Below are 18,289 nucleotides of genomic sequence, written 5' to 3'. Positions count from 1 at the left end.
ATTTATATAGATATAAAGATGGAGTGATTACGATGAAGCAACTTCCAGTAGAATGGAAGTCAGACCGACTTATTGTCTCGAATGTGGAAGAATCCGATATTCCTGAACTCGAGTCCATATATGAGACCAGTAGGTACTTGCATCAATGGGATGGACAAGAGCATGATCGGAACTATGTGAAAGAATGTTTTGAAGAAGGCCACCTTCCGCCGGGAGGCAGACTGGAGAATTATCGAATTCAATCCATTCGCACAAATGAGGATGACCGCTATATTGGTTTGTTAAGTGTGTACCATGGGTATCCCTCCGAGGATTCAATCTATCTCGAATTTTTATATATCCAGAGCGAGATCCAGAAGCAGGGATATGGACAAGAATTAATTCAGGCACTGACTCTTCACATCTCCGAGCTTGGTTACAAGGAAATTCGAATCAACGTAGCGCTCAAAAATTGGACTGCATTACGCTTCTGGATCAAATCCGGATTCAATCAGATTAGTAGAATTTATGGTGATCTTGAACATTCGGAGGATACCTTTGCCCATACAGAATTGATCAAATCTCTATGAAAAACATCGATAAAGGGGAATATACCAATGGAAACATTCTTTCGTTATAACTGGATGGTGCGTGAGCAATGGTATGTCTGGTGTGAAGATGTACCGCTTGAAGAATTGCTTCGGCCTCGTACGGGCGGAGTAGGCAACATATTACAAACATTATTTCATATCATTGATGTAGAGTGGAGCTGGCTTCAGCTGCTTCAGGGCAAACCGGATGATGCAGAAGATTTTGCAAACTACCAGAATCTTGAGGCGGTAAGGCAACTCGATCGCAAGTTACGTCCTGATGTGGAGGCATTTGTTACAGCATGGGACTCGAGTATTGAAAAAAGAGCTTATATTGATCATCGCTCAGCTGGCAAGGCCAGTACAGATTCATGGGGAGAAGTTATGCGACATGTGATCGCCCATGAGATTCACCATATGGGACAGCTGTCGGTATGGGCCAGAGAATTGGGCAAACAGCCAGTATCCGCCAATGTCATTGGCAAAGGCCTGATTATACCTGACTAACAGGGAGAGAGCGGCATGACATGAATGAACGGAGGAGAAGTGATGATTCATTGCAGGAGAGCTACGATTCAGGATGGCGAAGTGATGAGCCAATTATCTCATCAACTGGGTTATGTCAGCACAACTGAAGAAATCAAGGAGAGACTAACTCTTCTCTCTTCCTTACCAGACCATTATGTATGTGTAGCTGAGATTGATTCGAGGGTCGTAGGCTGGGGCCATGTACAGGGAAGACATTCCATTGAGAGTCCATCTTTTGCCGAGATTGGTGGACTAGTTGTGGATGGGATTCATCAAGGGATGGGGATTGGTAAGACAATCATGAGCGAATGCGAGGAATGGGCTCGGGTTAACGGCTTTGATAACATTCGGGTACGTTGTAACGGAAAAAGGGAATCTGCACATCGGTTTTATATAGCTATCGGATATGAAGAGAAGAAATGGCAGAAGGTATTTGATAAACGATTATAATCTAATCTTGTGTATCATGGAAGGAGGAGAACGATGACGATTCAACTTAGCCAGGTGAATTGGGTAGAACTGGATGAACGTATCCAGCAGGTGATTAAACAGGAGTATCAGATCATTCCCTTGTCACCTGGACTAGAAGCAACTGTGATGAAAATCGAAATGGGAGATCAGCGGTACGTCTTGAAAGTCTGGGACAAGGATTCCAAACCGGATATCGCCAAACAATATCGACTATTGTCCAAGCTTTATCAAAGTGGAATTCGTGTTTCCAAACCCTACGGTTGGGGATTAGACGAGCAAGAGAATCAAGTGCTGTTAACGAGCTATGATGGAGAGCGGATTACCCAATTAACACATACCACACTGACACATTTGGCTGAGCGATTAATGGAGGTCCATCGTTATCCGGTGAATGAAGTGGGTACTGGAGCAGATGAAGTATACATATTCAGGTACGATTTTGTTCAATACTTTTTTCCTCAAATTGAATTACATGACGATATAAATGATCTTCTGGCAAACTTGATCCAGCAGGTCCAGATCAGACAGGACCGCTTGATTCATGGCGATTATAATCTGGGAAACATTCTTGAGATGGACGACCAGTACACCATCATCGATTGGACTAATGGGCAGTATGGTGATCCAAGGTACGATATGGCATGGTCTGTGTTTCTGATCACCATCTATAATGGGGAAAGTTATGGCGAGATGTATCGCGCTCAATTTGCACGTTTTGCAAGTTATACGTACACGCTGGAAGAGGAGCAGGTTTTTGAAGCTGTAGCTTGTCTTCGCTGGATTCTGTTAAAGCGCGTTGGGGATGTCCCCATGGGGCCAGATGTAATGGAAAGGGTTCACAGCATGGCTGTCCATAATCCGTATTTGAATGAACATCTGCTGTAATCGTAATACGGGGATACACAATGACGACAGTATACAATTAAGTAATAGAAAGACCACTTTTTTCGAATAAAATAAACAGTCAGTCCTAAACTAGCGATCCTCGCATACCTATGATAGTAGAGGAGCGTGATTGATATGGAGCAGAAAGTGCAAACTTACTTTGAACTGAAACAGCAGCAAAAAGATATTGAGCAGCAGTTGTCTGTACTACGAGATGAGATTGTCGCGTATTGTGCAGAACAAGGGGTGTATGAGACTCAGGTTGGTGGTTACACCGTGAAAACAGTACTTCAGAACCGCAAAGAATATGATGATCAGAAGCTGTATACTTCTCTTCCAGACCCGGACATCTGGCGATTGTTGTCCAAGGTAGACAGCCATAAGCTAAAAAGTCTGATCAAGCTGAACATTCTGTCCGAGGAGCAAATTAACCCGGCATGCACAGTGAAACAGGTGACCTTGTTACAGGTGGACAAGCTGTAAGGCTTCATATCCTCTTTGTATATGAGTTGAATTTAATTGAACATCACGATCACAAAACACCTTCCGAAAAATGTTCTGTTTAGATGAGCAGTCGGACATACGTGGAGGTGTTTTTGTTGTGCAAACAGGGCCGAGGATCATAAATAGTTAAATATGAGGGGGAAGAAGTATAATTTGTTCATTGTAAGCGTATTCAACAAACGATATGATGGATAAAAACTGGCAGGGAGGAATTGTAAATGCCAACTGAAATTCCATCACTACATGCTACGTACGCTAATACGTTCAAAATAGGTGCTGCTGTACATACCAGAATGTTGCAGTCCGAAGGGGATTTCATCGCCAAACACTTCAATAGTATCACGGCTGAAAATCAGATGAAATTCGAAGAAATTCACCCGGAAGAGGATCGTTATACTTTTGAGGCGGCGGATAAAATTGTTGATTTTGCTGTTGCCCAAGGGATTGGGGTCCGCGGACATACTTTGGTCTGGCATAATCAAACATCGAAATGGGTCTTTGAGGATACCCCAGGTGCTCCCGCTTCCAGAGAGCTGTTATTATCTCGATTGAAGCAACATATTGATACGGTAGTAGGTCGGTATAAGGGGCAAATATATGCGTGGGATGTTGTCAATGAAGCTGTTGAAGATAAGACCGACCTGTTCATGCGGGACACGAAGTGGTTAGAGCTGGTGGGGGAAGATTATTTGCTGCAAGCGTTCAGTATGGCTCATGAAGCTGATCCAAATGCGCTTCTTTTCTATAATGATTACAATGAGACGGATCCGGTCAAACGGGAGAAGATCTACAATCTGGTTCGTTCTTTGCTGGACAAGGGAGCGCCTGTACACGGGATTGGGTTGCAGGGGCATTGGAATATTCATGGTCCTTCGATTGAGGAGATCCGAATGGCTATTGAGCGTTATGCTTCACTGGATGTGCAGTTGCATGTTACGGAGCTGGATATGTCCGTGTTTCGTCATGAGGATCGTCGAACGGACCTCACCGCGCCAACTTCGGAGATGGCTGAGCTACAGGAGCGTCGATATGAAGAAATCTTCAATTTGTTCCGTGAATACAAATCATCTATTACCTCTGTGACATTCTGGGGAGTGGCCGACAATTATACCTGGCTCGACCATTTCCCGGTACGCGGACGCAAAAATTGGCCCTTTGTTTTTGATCAGCAGTTGCAGCCTAAGGAATCATTTTGGCGTATCATTAACCCTATGTCCTGAACATCAGGGAAGTGGAGAGAATCGGTCACGATGTGGCCGATTTTTGCTGTAGTCAATATAGATTATACAGTGCAGCTATCTCGTGCATGATAGAGGTGTTGATTTGTGTGGATGATAAAAATATGGTATTAAATGGGATTGTGTGATAGGGTTGAAGAAATGGTGAACCAAATTCTTTCCTGAAATGAGATGAGAAGATGGATTGCATCCGAAACTATTTAATTACTTTTGCCGGAAATTTTATATTAAGTTTTTATATTTTTGAAGAAGGTACTTTTGCCAAACCGCTGATGTTTGCTACATTGATGCTGTTACTGATCATGACAATCGATTACATGAAAAGTAGAAACAAATATACATTGGATTAGGGTATGTCCATGTTTTTAAACGATTCTGGAGCATAGGGTCGTTTTTTTATTGTATATAGAACAGCTTCCATTTACATCATGACCATTGTTCATTACACTTGATGAGTAACACCTCATTAACTCAGTTTTCGTTAACTCAATTCAGATCATCAGGAGGATATCATTATGCATCAATCCGCACATATTCAGGAAGCAAGAGATTACATATTAAACCGAATCCATACCAAACCTGCCGTAGGCATGATTCTGGGTTCTGGACTGGGAGCGCTCGCGGACGAGATTGAAAATGCGACCGTTATTCCGTATACAGATATTCCGTATTTCGCTCAATCGGAGGCTATCGGTCATGCCAATGAATTGGTTATTGGTGAACTGATGGGCAAAACGGTTGTAGCGATGAAAGGCCGCCTTCATTATTATGAAGGTTTTACATTGGACGAAGTGACTTTCCCCGTTCGGATCATGAAGGCGCTGGGTGTCGAGCAATTGCTTATCACCAATGCCTGCGGAGCCATCAACACCAGCTTTGAGCCGGGTCAACTGATGCTCATTACAGATCATATTAACCTTGTAGGCAATAACCCGTTGATGGGGCCGAATAACGCCGAACTGGGTGTTCGTTTCCCAGACGTATCACAGGTATACAATCGTGAACTGCGCAGTATTGCCCTTAAGGTTGCAGAAGAGCAGAATGTTGGCTTGCAGCAAGGTGTCTATGCATGGTGGAGTGGCCCGGCATATGAGACACCAGCGGAGATTCGCATGATTCGTACGATGGGTGCGGATGCAGTGGGGATGTCCACGGTACCTGAAGCCATTGTTGCCATTCATGGCGGTATGAAGGTACTGGGCATTTCCTGTCTGACCAACATGGCATGTGGTATTTTGGATCAGCCGTTAAGTCATGATGAAGTTATTGAAGTGGCTGCGCAAGTGAAAACAACCTTTATCGGACTTGTAAAAGGCATCTTGAAAGAGATCTAATCGCGAGATGATTTTTATTTAGGCCGCGATGGATAGGATAGAGTTTTCATCCAACCCAATCGAAACCACAAAAAAACGTATGCTTCACGAGCTGTTACTCGTGAGACATACGTTTTTTTTATTTTGCAGAACTATGAACCATCTGAGAATGATCGGCCATGATTGCTGGTGTGGACTCCCTGATGATGGGTTTGGTCACAATGTGGGAGACCTGATATGGCTGTGTCGGGCTATTAATCCGGGCTAACAGCATCTCCGCAGTTTTAATGCCCATCTCATTGCTATAAATATGAACCGTCGTTAATGCTGGCTCAATAATTCGAGATTGGGGTGCATTATCGAATCCGCATATCGCAATATCCTGTGGCACAGCGACATTTCTGTCTTTTAACGCTCTAATCAGATCAACTGCTATAAAGTCATTAGCGCATACGTAAGCGGAAGGTAGGGAGGCCAGCTCTGCCACTCGCTGGTTCAACCATCCTGGCTTGGAGAAACACAGGCGATCATTATCTACGATGCAATGGGACAGGTCGACCTGCAACCCCGCCTCCAGCATAGCACGCTGATATCCAACCCATCGTTCATTAAAGCTCTTGCAGTGATTGTAATCTCCGACGAATCCAATACTTGTGTAGCCGCTCTCAATTAATTTTGTGGTTAACTGATAGATGCTATGTTCATTCTCCATGAGTAGCAGATCTGCTTGGAATTCGGGATAACATATGTTGGAAGCGCAATCGATAAAGATGGTGGGAATGCCCAGATCGGTAATCAGCTGTGTATATTCCAGATCAAATAATTCAATGCAAATGATGCCGTCTACTTTGGCTATATCAAAATTGTTGGGAAGTGTAAGTGTATCTTGATCGTCTTCACGCACGATATGAATCGAGAGATTGTATCCCTCCGCACTGATTCTTTTCTCCAGACCACTGATTAACAACGAACCAAAGTGAGATGTATTAGGCAGGTTTTCAGTTAACAGGGCGATATTACCCGGAGCCTTGGTTAGAACATGCTCATTGTCCATATAGGCAAACTGTTTATATTTAAGTTCAATTGCTTTTTTAATTACACGATTTCGGGTTTCATCCGGGATGTTTCCGCTATCATTTAATGCTTTGGAAGCCGTATTCCTGGAGATCCCCAAAGCATCAGCGATGTCTTGTATCGTGACTTTTTCCTTTGCCATCTAATGCTTCACCTCTAATCCTCAATAGTCATCCATATTCTTCTCTAAGTCAAATGTATAATAGAACGGGACAAATAGCAATCTCTGTTTTACAAATGCACAATTATATTTACATTTAGATAGTTGAATTCTATTTTCATAATTGTTCCAGAAGTTTCGTTAACTAGTGTAACAATGATGATTTATTACAGTCATGATATAGAAATATCTATGCGGCTATTAACGATTCAGAGCTGTATATATGCAAAATTAATCCTCTTTAGTTACATTAATGCAAAGATGAAATGATCAAATGCACAAATATTTTTTTACAAAACGTATTGACTAAATCCGTTGAAACCTGATAAATTGTAAATTATCAAATAGGCAATTGTAAATATTGAAAGCCCTTACTGAAAACAATTGTCAACTTCTAGAATGAACGGGGGTATCGTGTTGGATAACATAGCCGACAGCAAAAAGGGCGAAGGAAGGGTACTGAAAGTGAGGACGACAAGCGGTCATAGGTTACAGCAGCTCAAAAAAAATTACTTTTTATATATGTTGCTTGCACCAGCCTTAATTTTGACTCTTATCTTCAAGTACATTCCGATGTACGGAGCCATCATTGCGTTTAAGGATTTCAGTCCGATCAAAGGCATCATGGGTAGTGATTGGGTAGGACTGAAGCATTTTGAGAAATTTATAGCTTCACCCAATTTCGATATCATTTTAATGAATACGCTTAAACTCAGCTTTTTGGGATTGATATTCAGTTTCCCGGTGCCCATCTTACTGGCACTCATGCTGAATCAGGTACGCAAAGCTGGCATCAAGAAAAATATTCAATTGTTTCTGTACGCACCCAATTTCATCTCGGTTGTCGTTGTTGTGGGTATGCTGTTCATCTTCCTCTCACCGACAGGGCCGATTAATCAATTAGCCACATGGATTACAGGTCAGCCGATCATGTTCATGTCTGAACCGGAATATTTCCGCTGGATCTACATTTTGTCCGATATCTGGACCGGAGCGGGCTGGGCTTCCATCATATACGTCGCGGCTTTGGCCAATGTTGATCCGGAGCTTCACAATGCGGCTAATCTGGATGGAGCGAATCTCCTTCAGCGTATTCGCCACATTGACCTTCCAACGATTCGTCCGATTATGGCCATCGTCTTTATCCTTGCAGCTGGCGGGATTATGTCCATTGGATTTGAGAAGGCCTATCTGATGCAGACGTCCATGAACCTGCCTTCCTCCGAGATTATTGCCACGTATGTCTACAAGGTGGGACTACAGTCTGGAGATTACGCTTATTCTGCGGCAGTTGGATTGTTCAACTCGGTTATCAATGTGATTTTGCTGGTGACGGTGAACCTGATTGTGAAGAAATTGAATGAAGGCGAAGGCCTCTATTAGGAAAGGAGTATTATCCATGGTTGTTAAACACACGGGAATGGATCGGTTGATCCTCACACTCAATGCCATCTTTCTCACCTGTGCTGTACTGGTTGTGGTTGTTCCCCTGATTTATATTGTTATCGCCTCATTCATGGACCCCACGGTGTTACTGAATCGTGGACTGTCCTTTAATGTATCGGACTGGAGTCTGGACGGATATCAGATGATTTTGTCCAATCCAGCCATGATCCGGGGGTTTGCAAATGCGGTATTGTACTCGGTTTCCTTTGCATTGATCACCGTGACCGTATCCATATTTGCAGGTTATGCATTGTCGGATGATAGGCTCGCGGGACGTGGATTTTTCATGATTATCTTTATCATTACCATGTTCTTCGGCGGGGGATTAATCCCTACTTATCTACTCATACGTAATCTCGGCATGCTTGATACGGTGTGGGCGATCATCATCCCTGGAGCCGTTAACGTCTGGAACATCATTCTCTCCAGAACCTTTTTCAAAGGAGTTCCTCGAGAACTGAAAGAAGCTGCAAACGTGGATGGCGCCTCTGAGATGAAGATTTTCTTCCAGATCGTCATTCCGTTGTCGAAACCGATCATTTTTGTACTCGCACTTTATGCGTTCGTTGGGCAATGGAATTCCTATTTTGATGCAATGATCTATCTCGATAATCCGAACCTGCATCCGTTACAGCTCGTTCTGCGTTCCATTCTGATTCAGAATCAGGCTGCACCGGGCATGATCAGTGATCAGCTCGCGATGGCAGAACTGAAACGGCTCTCCGAGATGATTAAATACTCAGCGATTGTCATTTCGAGTCTGCCACTCATCATCATGTATCCGTTCTTCCAGAAGTATTTCGAAAAAGGTGTCATGGTCGGTTCCCTCAAATAGTGAACAGCCTGCGATACAGTAAGTTGATCCAATCCAACTCATGGAGGTCATTATTATGAAAAAAGTAAACAAGTCCAGAAAAGCCGTTACAACGGCGTCCATTTCCATGTTATCTGTAATGCTCTTTCTAACCGCCTGTGGCGGAGGTGGAGGCGGCGCGGCAAGTGAGGCGCAATCCCCTGATGGCAAGGTGACATTGAATTTTATAACACAGAGCTCTCCGCTGGCTCCCGCTGATCCAAACGACAAGCTGATTAACAAGCGTCTCGAAGAGAAAACCAATGTGCATATCAACTGGAAGAACTATACGAGTGATGTGTTTGCAGAAAAAAGAAATCTGGCGGTTGCCAGCGGTGATTTGCCGGATGCCATTTTTGATGCAGGTTACGGGGATTATGATCTCCTGAAACTGGCGAAGGACGGGGCGATCATTCCACTCGAGGACATGATTGAACAACACATGCCCAATCTGAAAAAGGTGCTGGAGGAAGCTCCCGAATACAAGAGCATGATCACGGCTCCAGATGGACATATCTATTCATTCCCATGGATTGAAGAACTCGGAAGTGGCAAACAACGGATTCAGGCAGTGGATAACTTGCCTTGGATTAATGTGGAATGGTTGAACAAGCTTGGACTGAAGATGCCAACGACAACCGAAGAACTGAAAGAAGTATTGATCGCGTTCAAAACTCAAGATCCAAATGGCAATGGTAAGGCCGACGAAATTCCGTTATCTTTCATTAACAAACCGGGCGGAGAAGATCTGACATTTCTCTTTGCGGCATTTGGACTCGGAGAGAACTGGGATCATACCGTGGTAACCAATGATGGGAAAGTGGTCTTCACGGCAGCTGATGAAGGCTACAAGGAAGCGGTTAAATACATTCATGAGCTGGTTAAGGAAGGGCTGATCGATGTCGAATCGTACCAGCAGGATTGGAACACGTATCTTGCGAAAGGCAAGGATAATAAGTACGGCATGTACTTCACATGGGATAAGGCTAACATTACAGGCATGAATGATACGTATGATGTTCTGCCTCCGGTTGCCGGGCCTAACGGAGAGGTCAATGTCACAAGAACAAACGGAATAGGACTTGATCGTGGTCGCATGGTCATTACCAGCAGCAATAAAAACCTGGAATCTACAGCGAAGTGGGTAGACCAACTGTACGATCCGCTCCAATCTGTGCAGAACAACTGGGGTACCTATGGAGACGAGAGTCAGCAAAATATTTTTGAATTCGATGAAGCCAAAGGGATGCTGAAGCATCTTCCACTGGAAGGATCTGCACCTGTGGAACTTAGACAAAAAACCAGTATCGCCGGACCATTAGCCATTCTCGACAGTTATTATGACAAATACACAACCAAACCGGAAGATGCGGCTTGGCGGATGGAACTTCTCGACAAAGTTATGGTTCCGCATATGAAAGCAGAGAACGTATATCCAAGTGTGTTCTTCTCCATTGATGAACTGGATCGATTGTCCACGATTGAGACCGATCTCTTCGCCTACGTGTTACGTCTGCGTACAGAATGGTATCAGAACGGGAAAATAGATCAGGAATGGGATGCTTACTTGAAAGAGCTGGATCGTCTTGGATTGCAAGAATGGCTACAGATTAAACAAGCGGGATATGACCGTAATAACAAATAAAGAAAAGTACGGAGGAGAAACCATAATGTCGACAATTCTTAAACAAGATTACAGAAATGAATACCATTTTTCACCGAAAGAGAAGTGGATGAACGACCCAAACGGCATGGTGTTTTTCAATGGGGAGTATCACTTGTTCTATCAGCATCACCCACATGGAACCACATGGGGGCCCATGCATTGGGGCCATGCAGTGAGCAGGGACCTGATCTCCTGGGAGGAACTTCCGATTGCTTTACTCCCCGATGAGAATGGCACTATATTCTCGGGAAGTGCCGTAGTGGATTGGAATAATACGAGCGGATTCTTTGAGGGTGAGCCAGGGTTGGTTGCTATTTTCACCCATCATCTTGAAATTGAAAACCATGATGCCATACAAACCCAGAGTCTGGCGTATAGCAAAGACAACGGCAGAACCTGGACCAAGTACGAGGGTAATCCGGTATTAAAGCATGAGTCCTTTATTGATTTCCGTGATCCCAAAGTGTTCTGGCATGAGCAGACCAAGGAGTGGGTTATGATTATCGCTTGTGGTCAAACGGTATGTCTGTATCGTTCTCCCAATCTGAAGGATTGGACGTTAGGAAGTGAATTTGGCGCCGGGATTGGTTCTCACGATGGCGTGTGGGAATGCCCCGACCTGTTCCCGCTTGCAGTGGATGGAGATTCAGGGCAGGAGAAATGGGTGATGCTCGTTAGCATCGGTGCAGATCCTGCTTTTATTGAAGGCTCCAGAACACAATATTTTACCGGAGATTTTGATGGAACTACATTTGTCCCAGACGAGGCATCCCAGACGATTCGCTGGATTGATTATGGTCGGGATAACTACGCAGGAGTTAGTTGGTCTGACGTTCCTGAGGAAGATGGAAGACGCCTCATTATCGGCTGGATGAGCAACTGGATGTATGCCAACCAGACGCCAACCAATGATTACCGTGGAGCAATGACCATTGCCCGGGAGTTGACACTGGAGACAAGAGCGGGAGAAGTTATATTGATTCAACGTCCTGCACGTGAACTTGAGCAAGCCCGTACTCCAGTAATTTCCCTACAGGATGCTTCGATTCAGCAAGTGAGTGAGCAGTTGAACGCTTTGCAACTCGTGAACTATGAGATCCATGCAGAGTGGACTCAGGATCAGTCGTTCCATTTTGCACTAAGAAGCGGCGCAGATCACGAGACGGTCGTTGGTGTAGACTCGATCCGAAGTGAAGTGTACGTTGATCGTAGTCGATCGGGCATCGGCAATTTTCATGAACTTTTCCTGAGCCGTCATACAGCTGAGTTAAAAGAAGTGAACGGAAATCAAAGTTTGCGTATCTTTGTAGATCATTCATCTGTGGAGGTATTTGCAAATGATGGTCAGGCGGTTATTACGGATCTGATCTATCCGGATGCGGATTGCCAAGGCATCTCTGCTCATGCCGAAAATACAGATCTGGTCTTCTCTTCACTTCATATCTATGAGATATCATCAACCAAGGCTAAAGGTTAATTGTAATGAAGGAAAGGAGCCCAGAATGATGCGCATTGGAGCCATAGAAGCGGGCGGAACAAAGTTTGTATGTGGTGTAGGTAATGAACATGGACAGATTGAAGATCGGATCAGCTTTCCAACAGAACATCCGGAGACCACTCTTGCCAAGGTGATCGACTATTTCAGGGATAAAGATGTGGAAGCCATAGGGGTCGGCTCCTTTGGTCCGATTGATCTGCAACTGGATAGTCCCACCTATGGTTATATTACGACCACACCTAAGGCTGGGTGGGGAAACTGTAATGTGGTTGGAACCTTGAAGCATGAATTTTCGGTTCCTTTTGGATGGGATACAGATGTGAATGCTGCCGCGCTCGGTGAAGTGACTTGGGGAGTGGCTCAAGGGCTGGATAACTGTGTATATTACACGATTGGCACAGGAGTTGGTGTCGGACTTGTGGCAGGGGGCCAACGAGTCCACGGATTGTTACATCCCGAGGGTGGACATATTCGCACAAGACGCCATCCAGACGATCACTTTGCCGGATTATGCCCGTATCATGGCGATTGTCTGGAGGGTATGGCTGCAGGACCAGCCATTGAAGCCCGTTGGCAGATCCCTGGCAGTGAACTGCCGGCAGATCATCCGGCGTGGGAGATCGAATCCTTTTACATTGCGGAGTCGATTACAACGGCCATCCTGCTTCATTCGCCGCAGAAGATCATCTTGGGTGGTGGTGTGATGCAGCAAGATCATCTGTTTCCTATGATTCGGGAGCAGGTAGTGCGGAATCTCAATGGTTATGTAAATGCAGCCCCAATCACGCAACATATCGACCAATATATTGTGCAGCCCGGATTGGGCCAGCATGCAGGCCTGTGTGGTGCGTTAGCACTGGGTCTGGAAGCATTGCAACATGCAGCACAAGCTTCACATGTTTCATAGTTTTCAATAATAATCTACATCCCAGAAGGGATGGCTGCAGGTTCGCTTATTGGTATAAGCAAGACTGCACCATCCTTTTTGGGCTTTTTTATTTTTTTTGAGGAGTTCAATAGGTTTGAAAAATATAGTACATTCTAAAATCCGATATTGCTCAAGTGAGCTGCCAAAGGTATGATTTTTAGTGTTCTATAGTGCGATATGACATTCAAAAATTAACGTGTCTCCACTGGAAAGGAATTCAACAAATGAACCCAATAACAATGCGTCAAGCTGTACAGGCAGACCAAGAGCAACTCGCTGATTTGCGAGCCTTGGTATTATACGATGATCTAACGAGACTGGGAAGGTACGATGATGTGAAGGTGCGTGAACGTTTCCGGAATACATTCAATCCTGCCCAGACACAGATTATTGAAGTGGAGGGTTCAATGGTAGGTTGTGTAGCTTTGAAGCCCAAGTCTGAGGCATATCTATTGGAACATTTCTATATACATCCCAATTATCAAGGCCAGAGAATAGGAACTCAGGTACTGAACATGCTGCTGGAACAGGATGAAGTTCAGGGGAAACGTGTTATGTTAAATGTTTTGCAGGGAAGCCCTGCTCGGCGATTGTATGAACGATTTGGATTTATATTGGACAGTGAAGATGAGGTCGATGTATTTATGTCAAAGCACCTTTGAGAGAATGAATCCTTGTCGCAAGATAGGGATATCATCTCGAAGGTGGAAACCTATTAAATATTTGTGAATACATGGCAATAGTGATTGCTTGACTCAGGAAGATTATGATAGTATCGAAGTCAGAGAATATATGGAATATTTACAAAATGTAGGACTTTTTTGTTCCGATTCCTATACTCTTAGGCAAACGTTCGAACAGATTCTGATCACAGAAATGGTGTCACAAAAATGGATTTTCAAAGATTACATGTCTCACATCGAGGAGGAATCTTTTTTGCAAGAATATCCTGTGGCTTATGATCAGTTTGATATTCACTTCTATCAGGTCGTGGAAATGTTTTCTGAACAAAAGCTGGATGTAAGTGCGTTGGATGAGGATTTAAGAGTTCTTGGATTAAACTCCATTTCATTTATCAAACTGATCATTGCCTTGGAGAACGAATTCAATATTGAGATGGACGATGAGTATCTTGAATTGGAGAACTTCACAACATTGCAACATCTGAAAGACAGTTTGCGTAAGTGCATCAATTATGAGATTCCCAATGAGTCATAAAGGGAAAATGACGACACAAGCTCATATCAGACAATCACAGCATCGAATTCCGTTTATTGGACTTATAACCTCAAAATCAGGAGTGATATGTGATGAAAGTTGAACTGAATGCGGAGCAATTGATGTGGCAGGAACAATTCAAGGATTTTGTAGACAGCGAGATTATTCCATATGCTAGTTTAAATGACAGCGAAGAACGAATTCACCCGGAACTCCTTGCGAAAATAACAGAGGCTGGTTATCTGGGCTCCATGTTGCCAAAAGAATATGGCGGGATGGAACTGGACAATATCACTATCGGGATTCTTAATGAAGAGGTTGGACGTGGGTGCTCCTCTGTCAGAAGTTTGTTAACCGTTCAGGGGATGGTGGGTTTAGCGATCTTGCGTTGGGGAACGGAGCAACAAAGACAGTACTGGTTGCCTGCATTAGCTACGGGAACAACTTTGGGTTCATTCGGATTGACAGAACCGAGTGTTGGAAGCGATGCCAAAAGTATTGAAACAACGGCCGTATTAGACGGAGACGAATACATACTTAACGGTCATAAAAAATGGATCACCATGGGGCAGCTTGCAGACGTATTTTTGATTCTTGCCCAATGTGAGAACAAGCCGACAGCGTTTATTGTGGAGAGAGATTCCATTGGGTTCAGCGTTGAACCTATGAGCGGGTTACTTGGAGCGAGAGCATCGATGATTGCTGAACTGAAAATGGATTCTTGTCGTATTCCGAAGGAAAACCTCCTGGGTCAAGTCGGTACAGGGTTATCACATGTTGCTCTACCTTGTCTGGATTATGGAAGATACACGATCGCTTGTGGCTGTGTAGGTTTAGCCAAGGCATGTCTGGATGCATCGGTACATTATGCCAATTCCAGAATCCAATTCGGAAGAGCTATACGCGAGAATCAAATGATACAAAAAATGATCACTGAAATGTCAGTAAATATGAAAGCGGCACGGATGCTGTGTTACAGAGCAGGATATTTAAGAGATGTGGGTGATCCAGAGAGCATTATGGAAACTTGGACTGCCAAATACTTTGCTTCAACCATGGTGAATAAAGTTGCGAGTGATGCGGTGCAGATTCATGGTGCCAATGGTTGCCATCGAGACTATCCCGTAGAGAGATATTATCGGGATGCCCGGATCAATGAAATTATCGAAGGCACGACTCAAATGCATGAGATTTTAATCGCAACACAGGAGGTTGTAACACACCGCCGTGAAATGAGACGTTCAAATAAAGCGGAAAAAGTTAAGGATAGCGCGAATCGAAACGTTTAGATTTTGCATTGCAGGACCTAAGGAAGAGCCCTTTTTTTGCATTAGGCAGGATCATTCATTATGCTATGAAAAAAGGGCTTGATCATTAGGTTCTTTGATGTTTTACCATAATTGATTTAGGAAAGATACGGAGTTGATTAGGATTGAAACGGATTGGGCAGGGACAGACAGCGGAAATATTCAGACATGGTGAAACTTCAATTTTGAAACTTTTCAGAGAAGATTTCTCTGCGGAAGCGATTCAGCATGAGTTTGATAATACTCGAATCGTTTTGGAACTTGGAGTTAAATGCCCACAAACAATTGATATGGTGACGATCAATAATCGTAAAGGTATCATATTTGAGTTGGCTAGTGGAAGGACACTTTTGGAAGAGATGATTATTAAACCATGGTCCATTGAGCGCAGAGCAAGGCAGATGGCAGCACTTCATCATCAAATACACCAGCAATCGGGTGAACGGATTCAACAAAAGCATAAGACTGTATTAGAGAAGAATATATCAAACGCAAGTGATCTATCGGACATTGAGAAGCAACAGATCATGGACTATGTACATAGTTTGCCGGAAGGCAGATCTCTATGTCATGGGGATTTCCATCCCAATAATGTGATTACAGGCAAAGAATCCTGGATCATAGACTGGATGACAGGCGCATCGGGCTGTCCAGCAGCAGATGTGGCAAGGACGCTAGTGTTATTAAAATACGGAAATTTGCCCAAAGGCGCTCCATTGATGATGAAAGTTCTGCTGAAGATAATCAAAAGCAGGATGAGTAAAGCGTATATCGAGTATTACTTGTCTCTCTCGGGCATGGACATTCGCGAGATACATCGATGGGTTCTTCCCATTGCTGCAGCCAGACTAACGGAGTGGATACCACCTGAGGAAAAAAAAGATTTATTGGATTACATTCGTAATCAGCTTAAAAAATTCAACACAACTTAGATCAAGATTAGGAATGAATGTATAGCACCGTACTTGTCAAAACCGTCCGTAAAACAATCAGGAGGTTAACGATAATGGATTTCCAACTACGTTCTGTTGTTTCTTATGATATGGTCGTCCGTGAAAAAAAACATCTATTTGACTTGTCTCTCAGAAGACAGATTGCCATATTTGAGGTTATGGATGCATTGGAAATCAGTGTGTTTAGCAAAACGGTGCAGGTTAAAGCAGGGGCTGTGCTGCTGGCAAATAAAATAAGACTGCAAAATTACGATAAACCTGTTCTGAAAATGAGAGGTATTATTTTTGGATCGGATCTGCTTGAGCGACTGCCAAGCTGTCACATATTAAGTGAGAATGGTAGTAAACACTATGATCTTGCTGTAAGTCTGTTGAACCGAACGGTAGAGAGTAGAGAGGACATTGAAATAGCTGAAAGAGATTTTCTTGAAGTATACTCCAGTTACTATCAGACGAATCTCGCTAATATGATGCGACCGGAAACGGATCGGGAGGACTCGGTCAAACGGAACTTGGTCATGATATGCAAGTATATCCAAAACAATTATGAGAAGCCAATTACTCTGCAATTTCTGGCGGATATGGTTGGTTATAATCCTGTGTATCTGTGTAATCTGTTTTCTAAGGTTTTCAATGTTTCGCCACTGAAGTACCTACAGCAGATTCGGGTGGATAAGGCACAGGAGTACGTAACCAAGACGGATCTTCCAATCTCTGAAATTACGACGAAGCTAGGGTACAGTTCTAGTACACAATTTAGTGCAATGTACAAGAAAAAAGTGGGCAAAAGTCCGACCGAACATCGCAATCAATTCAGAAGCAACAAGGGAGATTTGCCCCTATCTATTCAATCTACATAATGTATTCAATAACACAGAAAATATTGTATTTTTTTACGTAAAATGATAAATTACGATAAAAATAAGAATACGAGGAATGATAGGGCTAATGAAGAAAATTCAACTTTTTTGTTTGCCTCATGCAGGTGGATCAGCCATGATTTTTCATCGCTGGAAATCATCTTTAAGCCCTTTTATTGACGTAATACCGATCGAATTAAAAGGAAGAGGCGCTCGGGTGGGGGAACCATTCTATGAAAGCTTTGAAGAAGCGATTGAAGATATCTACCCCACGGTTTCCTCACTAATTCATGGGCCTTATGCTATTTTCGGACATAGCATGGGAAGCTGGATGGCGCTCGAACTATATTACCGACTTGCACAGTCAACGAAACAATTGCCTGAACATATGATGCTTTCAGGCAATCGTGCACCACATATTTTCAAGGATGAGAATATTCACGCATTGCCAGACGAAGAGTTCAGAGAGACGATTCAGAACATGGGTGGAACGTCGGATGAGGTCTTTACCAATAAAGAGCTCTTTTCGTTATTTGCACCTGTACTTAGAGCCGATTTCAGGATTGTCGAACTCTATCGTTTTCAGCCCAAGCCTTTCAAGGTTCAGAGTGATATTACCGTGTTAACTGGCAGAAGCGATACCCGAGTGAAATCTAGCGATCTGATCGGATGGAAAAAGTACGCTGGTTCACAATGTGACATTGTCAAATTGGATGGAGGACACTTCTATATCCAGGATAATATTCAGGAAACAACGAGAATTATAAATGAAAAGCTGCAACCTTACGTAATCTAGTTGACAAGGAGTGTGTTCCAGT

20 protein-coding genes are annotated in these 18,289 nt (G+C 43.6%); 19 read left to right on the top strand and 1 reads right to left on the bottom strand.

Annotation, left to right across the window (positions count from 1 at the left end):
- The first annotated feature begins 32 nt into the window (after positions 1–32).
- The 8 genes from EL84_RS29180 to EL84_RS29150 all read left to right on the top strand — a co-directional run bounded on the left by EL84_RS29180 (position 33) and on the right by EL84_RS29150 (position 5,529).
- The gene (locus EL84_RS29180; RefSeq protein ID WP_047843987.1) at positions 33–569 is read left to right on the top strand and encodes a GNAT family N-acetyltransferase; all 537 of its coding nucleotides are present in this window, start codon (positions 33–35) and stop codon (positions 567–569) included.
- 27 nt (positions 570–596) lie between these two features.
- Positions 597–1,076, top strand: a complete 480-nt coding sequence (locus EL84_RS29175; protein WP_047843986.1) for a DinB family protein — start codon at positions 597–599, stop codon at positions 1,074–1,076.
- A gap of 42 nt (positions 1,077–1,118) precedes the next feature.
- Positions 1,119–1,547 carry a GNAT family N-acetyltransferase gene (locus tag EL84_RS29170; RefSeq protein ID WP_053061650.1) on the top strand — a complete coding sequence of 143 codons (429 nt, stop codon included), beginning with the start codon at positions 1,119–1,121 and terminating at the stop codon, positions 1,545–1,547.
- Between the two features lie 33 nt (positions 1,548–1,580).
- Positions 1,581–2,453, top strand: a complete 873-nt coding sequence (locus tag EL84_RS29165; RefSeq protein WP_047843984.1) for an aminoglycoside phosphotransferase family protein — start codon at positions 1,581–1,583, stop codon at positions 2,451–2,453.
- A 135-nt stretch (positions 2,454–2,588) separates the two neighbouring features.
- Positions 2,589–2,936 carry a hypothetical protein gene (locus EL84_RS29160; RefSeq protein WP_082219168.1) on the top strand — a complete coding sequence of 116 codons (348 nt, stop codon included), beginning with the start codon at positions 2,589–2,591 and terminating at the stop codon, positions 2,934–2,936.
- Positions 2,937–3,175: 239 nt separating this feature from the next.
- Positions 3,176–4,177 carry an endo-1,4-beta-xylanase gene (locus EL84_RS29155; protein ID WP_047843983.1) on the top strand — a complete coding sequence of 334 codons (1,002 nt, stop codon included), beginning with the start codon at positions 3,176–3,178 and terminating at the stop codon, positions 4,175–4,177.
- Positions 4,178–4,374: 197 nt separating this feature from the next.
- The gene (locus EL84_RS32090) at positions 4,375–4,545 is read left to right on the top strand and encodes a hypothetical protein (RefSeq protein WP_161799454.1); all 171 of its coding nucleotides are present in this window, start codon (positions 4,375–4,377) and stop codon (positions 4,543–4,545) included.
- Between the two features lie 165 nt (positions 4,546–4,710).
- The gene (locus tag EL84_RS29150) at positions 4,711–5,529 is read left to right on the top strand and encodes a purine-nucleoside phosphorylase (RefSeq protein ID WP_036617166.1); all 819 of its coding nucleotides are present in this window, start codon (positions 4,711–4,713) and stop codon (positions 5,527–5,529) included.
- A 118-nt stretch (positions 5,530–5,647) separates the two neighbouring features.
- Here EL84_RS29150 and EL84_RS29145 read toward each other — a convergent pair whose 3' ends face one another.
- Entirely contained in the window at positions 5,648–6,724 is a 1,077-nt protein-coding gene (locus EL84_RS29145) for a LacI family DNA-binding transcriptional regulator (protein ID WP_047843982.1), read from the bottom strand.
- A 540-nt stretch (positions 6,725–7,264) separates the two neighbouring features.
- Here EL84_RS29145 and EL84_RS29140 point away from each other — a divergent pair.
- From EL84_RS29140 to EL84_RS29090, 11 genes are all read left to right on the top strand, one after another.
- Positions 7,265–8,125, top strand: a complete 861-nt coding sequence (locus EL84_RS29140) for an ABC transporter permease (protein WP_223200008.1) — start codon at positions 7,265–7,267, stop codon at positions 8,123–8,125.
- A gap of 16 nt (positions 8,126–8,141) precedes the next feature.
- The gene (locus EL84_RS29135) at positions 8,142–9,023 is read left to right on the top strand and encodes a carbohydrate ABC transporter permease (RefSeq protein WP_036617174.1); all 882 of its coding nucleotides are present in this window, start codon (positions 8,142–8,144) and stop codon (positions 9,021–9,023) included.
- A gap of 55 nt (positions 9,024–9,078) precedes the next feature.
- Entirely contained in the window at positions 9,079–10,686 is a 1,608-nt protein-coding gene (locus EL84_RS29130) for an ABC transporter substrate-binding protein (protein WP_152683088.1), read from the top strand.
- 25 nt (positions 10,687–10,711) lie between these two features.
- The gene (locus tag EL84_RS29125) at positions 10,712–12,184 is read left to right on the top strand and encodes a glycoside hydrolase family 32 protein (RefSeq protein WP_047843980.1); all 1,473 of its coding nucleotides are present in this window, start codon (positions 10,712–10,714) and stop codon (positions 12,182–12,184) included.
- A 28-nt stretch (positions 12,185–12,212) separates the two neighbouring features.
- Positions 12,213–13,112 (top strand): ROK family protein, encoded by a 900-nt coding sequence (locus EL84_RS29120; protein ID WP_047843979.1) that lies wholly within the window; start codon positions 12,213–12,215, stop codon positions 13,110–13,112.
- A gap of 245 nt (positions 13,113–13,357) precedes the next feature.
- Complete coding sequence (locus EL84_RS29115) at positions 13,358–13,795, top strand: GNAT family N-acetyltransferase (protein WP_047843978.1); 438 nt, start codon at positions 13,358–13,360, stop codon at positions 13,793–13,795.
- A gap of 274 nt (positions 13,796–14,069) precedes the next feature.
- On the top strand, positions 14,070–14,351 hold the full coding sequence (locus tag EL84_RS31045; RefSeq protein ID WP_076252870.1) for an acyl carrier protein: 282 nt from the start codon (positions 14,070–14,072) through the stop codon (positions 14,349–14,351).
- Between the two features lie 92 nt (positions 14,352–14,443).
- Complete coding sequence (locus tag EL84_RS29105) at positions 14,444–15,640, top strand: acyl-CoA dehydrogenase family protein (RefSeq protein WP_047843977.1); 1,197 nt, start codon at positions 14,444–14,446, stop codon at positions 15,638–15,640.
- Between the two features lie 143 nt (positions 15,641–15,783).
- Positions 15,784–16,590, top strand: coding sequence for a phosphotransferase family protein (locus EL84_RS29100; RefSeq protein WP_047843976.1), 807 nt, complete (start codon positions 15,784–15,786; stop codon positions 16,588–16,590).
- 74 nt (positions 16,591–16,664) lie between these two features.
- Positions 16,665–17,471, top strand: a complete 807-nt coding sequence (locus tag EL84_RS31040; RefSeq protein ID WP_053061648.1) for a helix-turn-helix domain-containing protein — start codon at positions 16,665–16,667, stop codon at positions 17,469–17,471.
- Positions 17,472–17,559: 88 nt separating this feature from the next.
- On the top strand, positions 17,560–18,267 hold the full coding sequence (locus EL84_RS29090; protein ID WP_047843975.1) for a thioesterase II family protein: 708 nt from the start codon (positions 17,560–17,562) through the stop codon (positions 18,265–18,267).
- The last annotated feature ends 22 nt before the right edge of the window (positions 18,268–18,289 follow it).

It is taken from the genome of Paenibacillus sp. VT-400, from assembly GCF_001029205.1.
Classification (GTDB): domain Bacteria; phylum Bacillota; class Bacilli; order Paenibacillales; family Paenibacillaceae; genus Paenibacillus; species Paenibacillus amylolyticus.
Note: the sequence above shows the minus strand (reverse complement) of the source record. Positions and strands in the feature narration are given on the sequence as shown.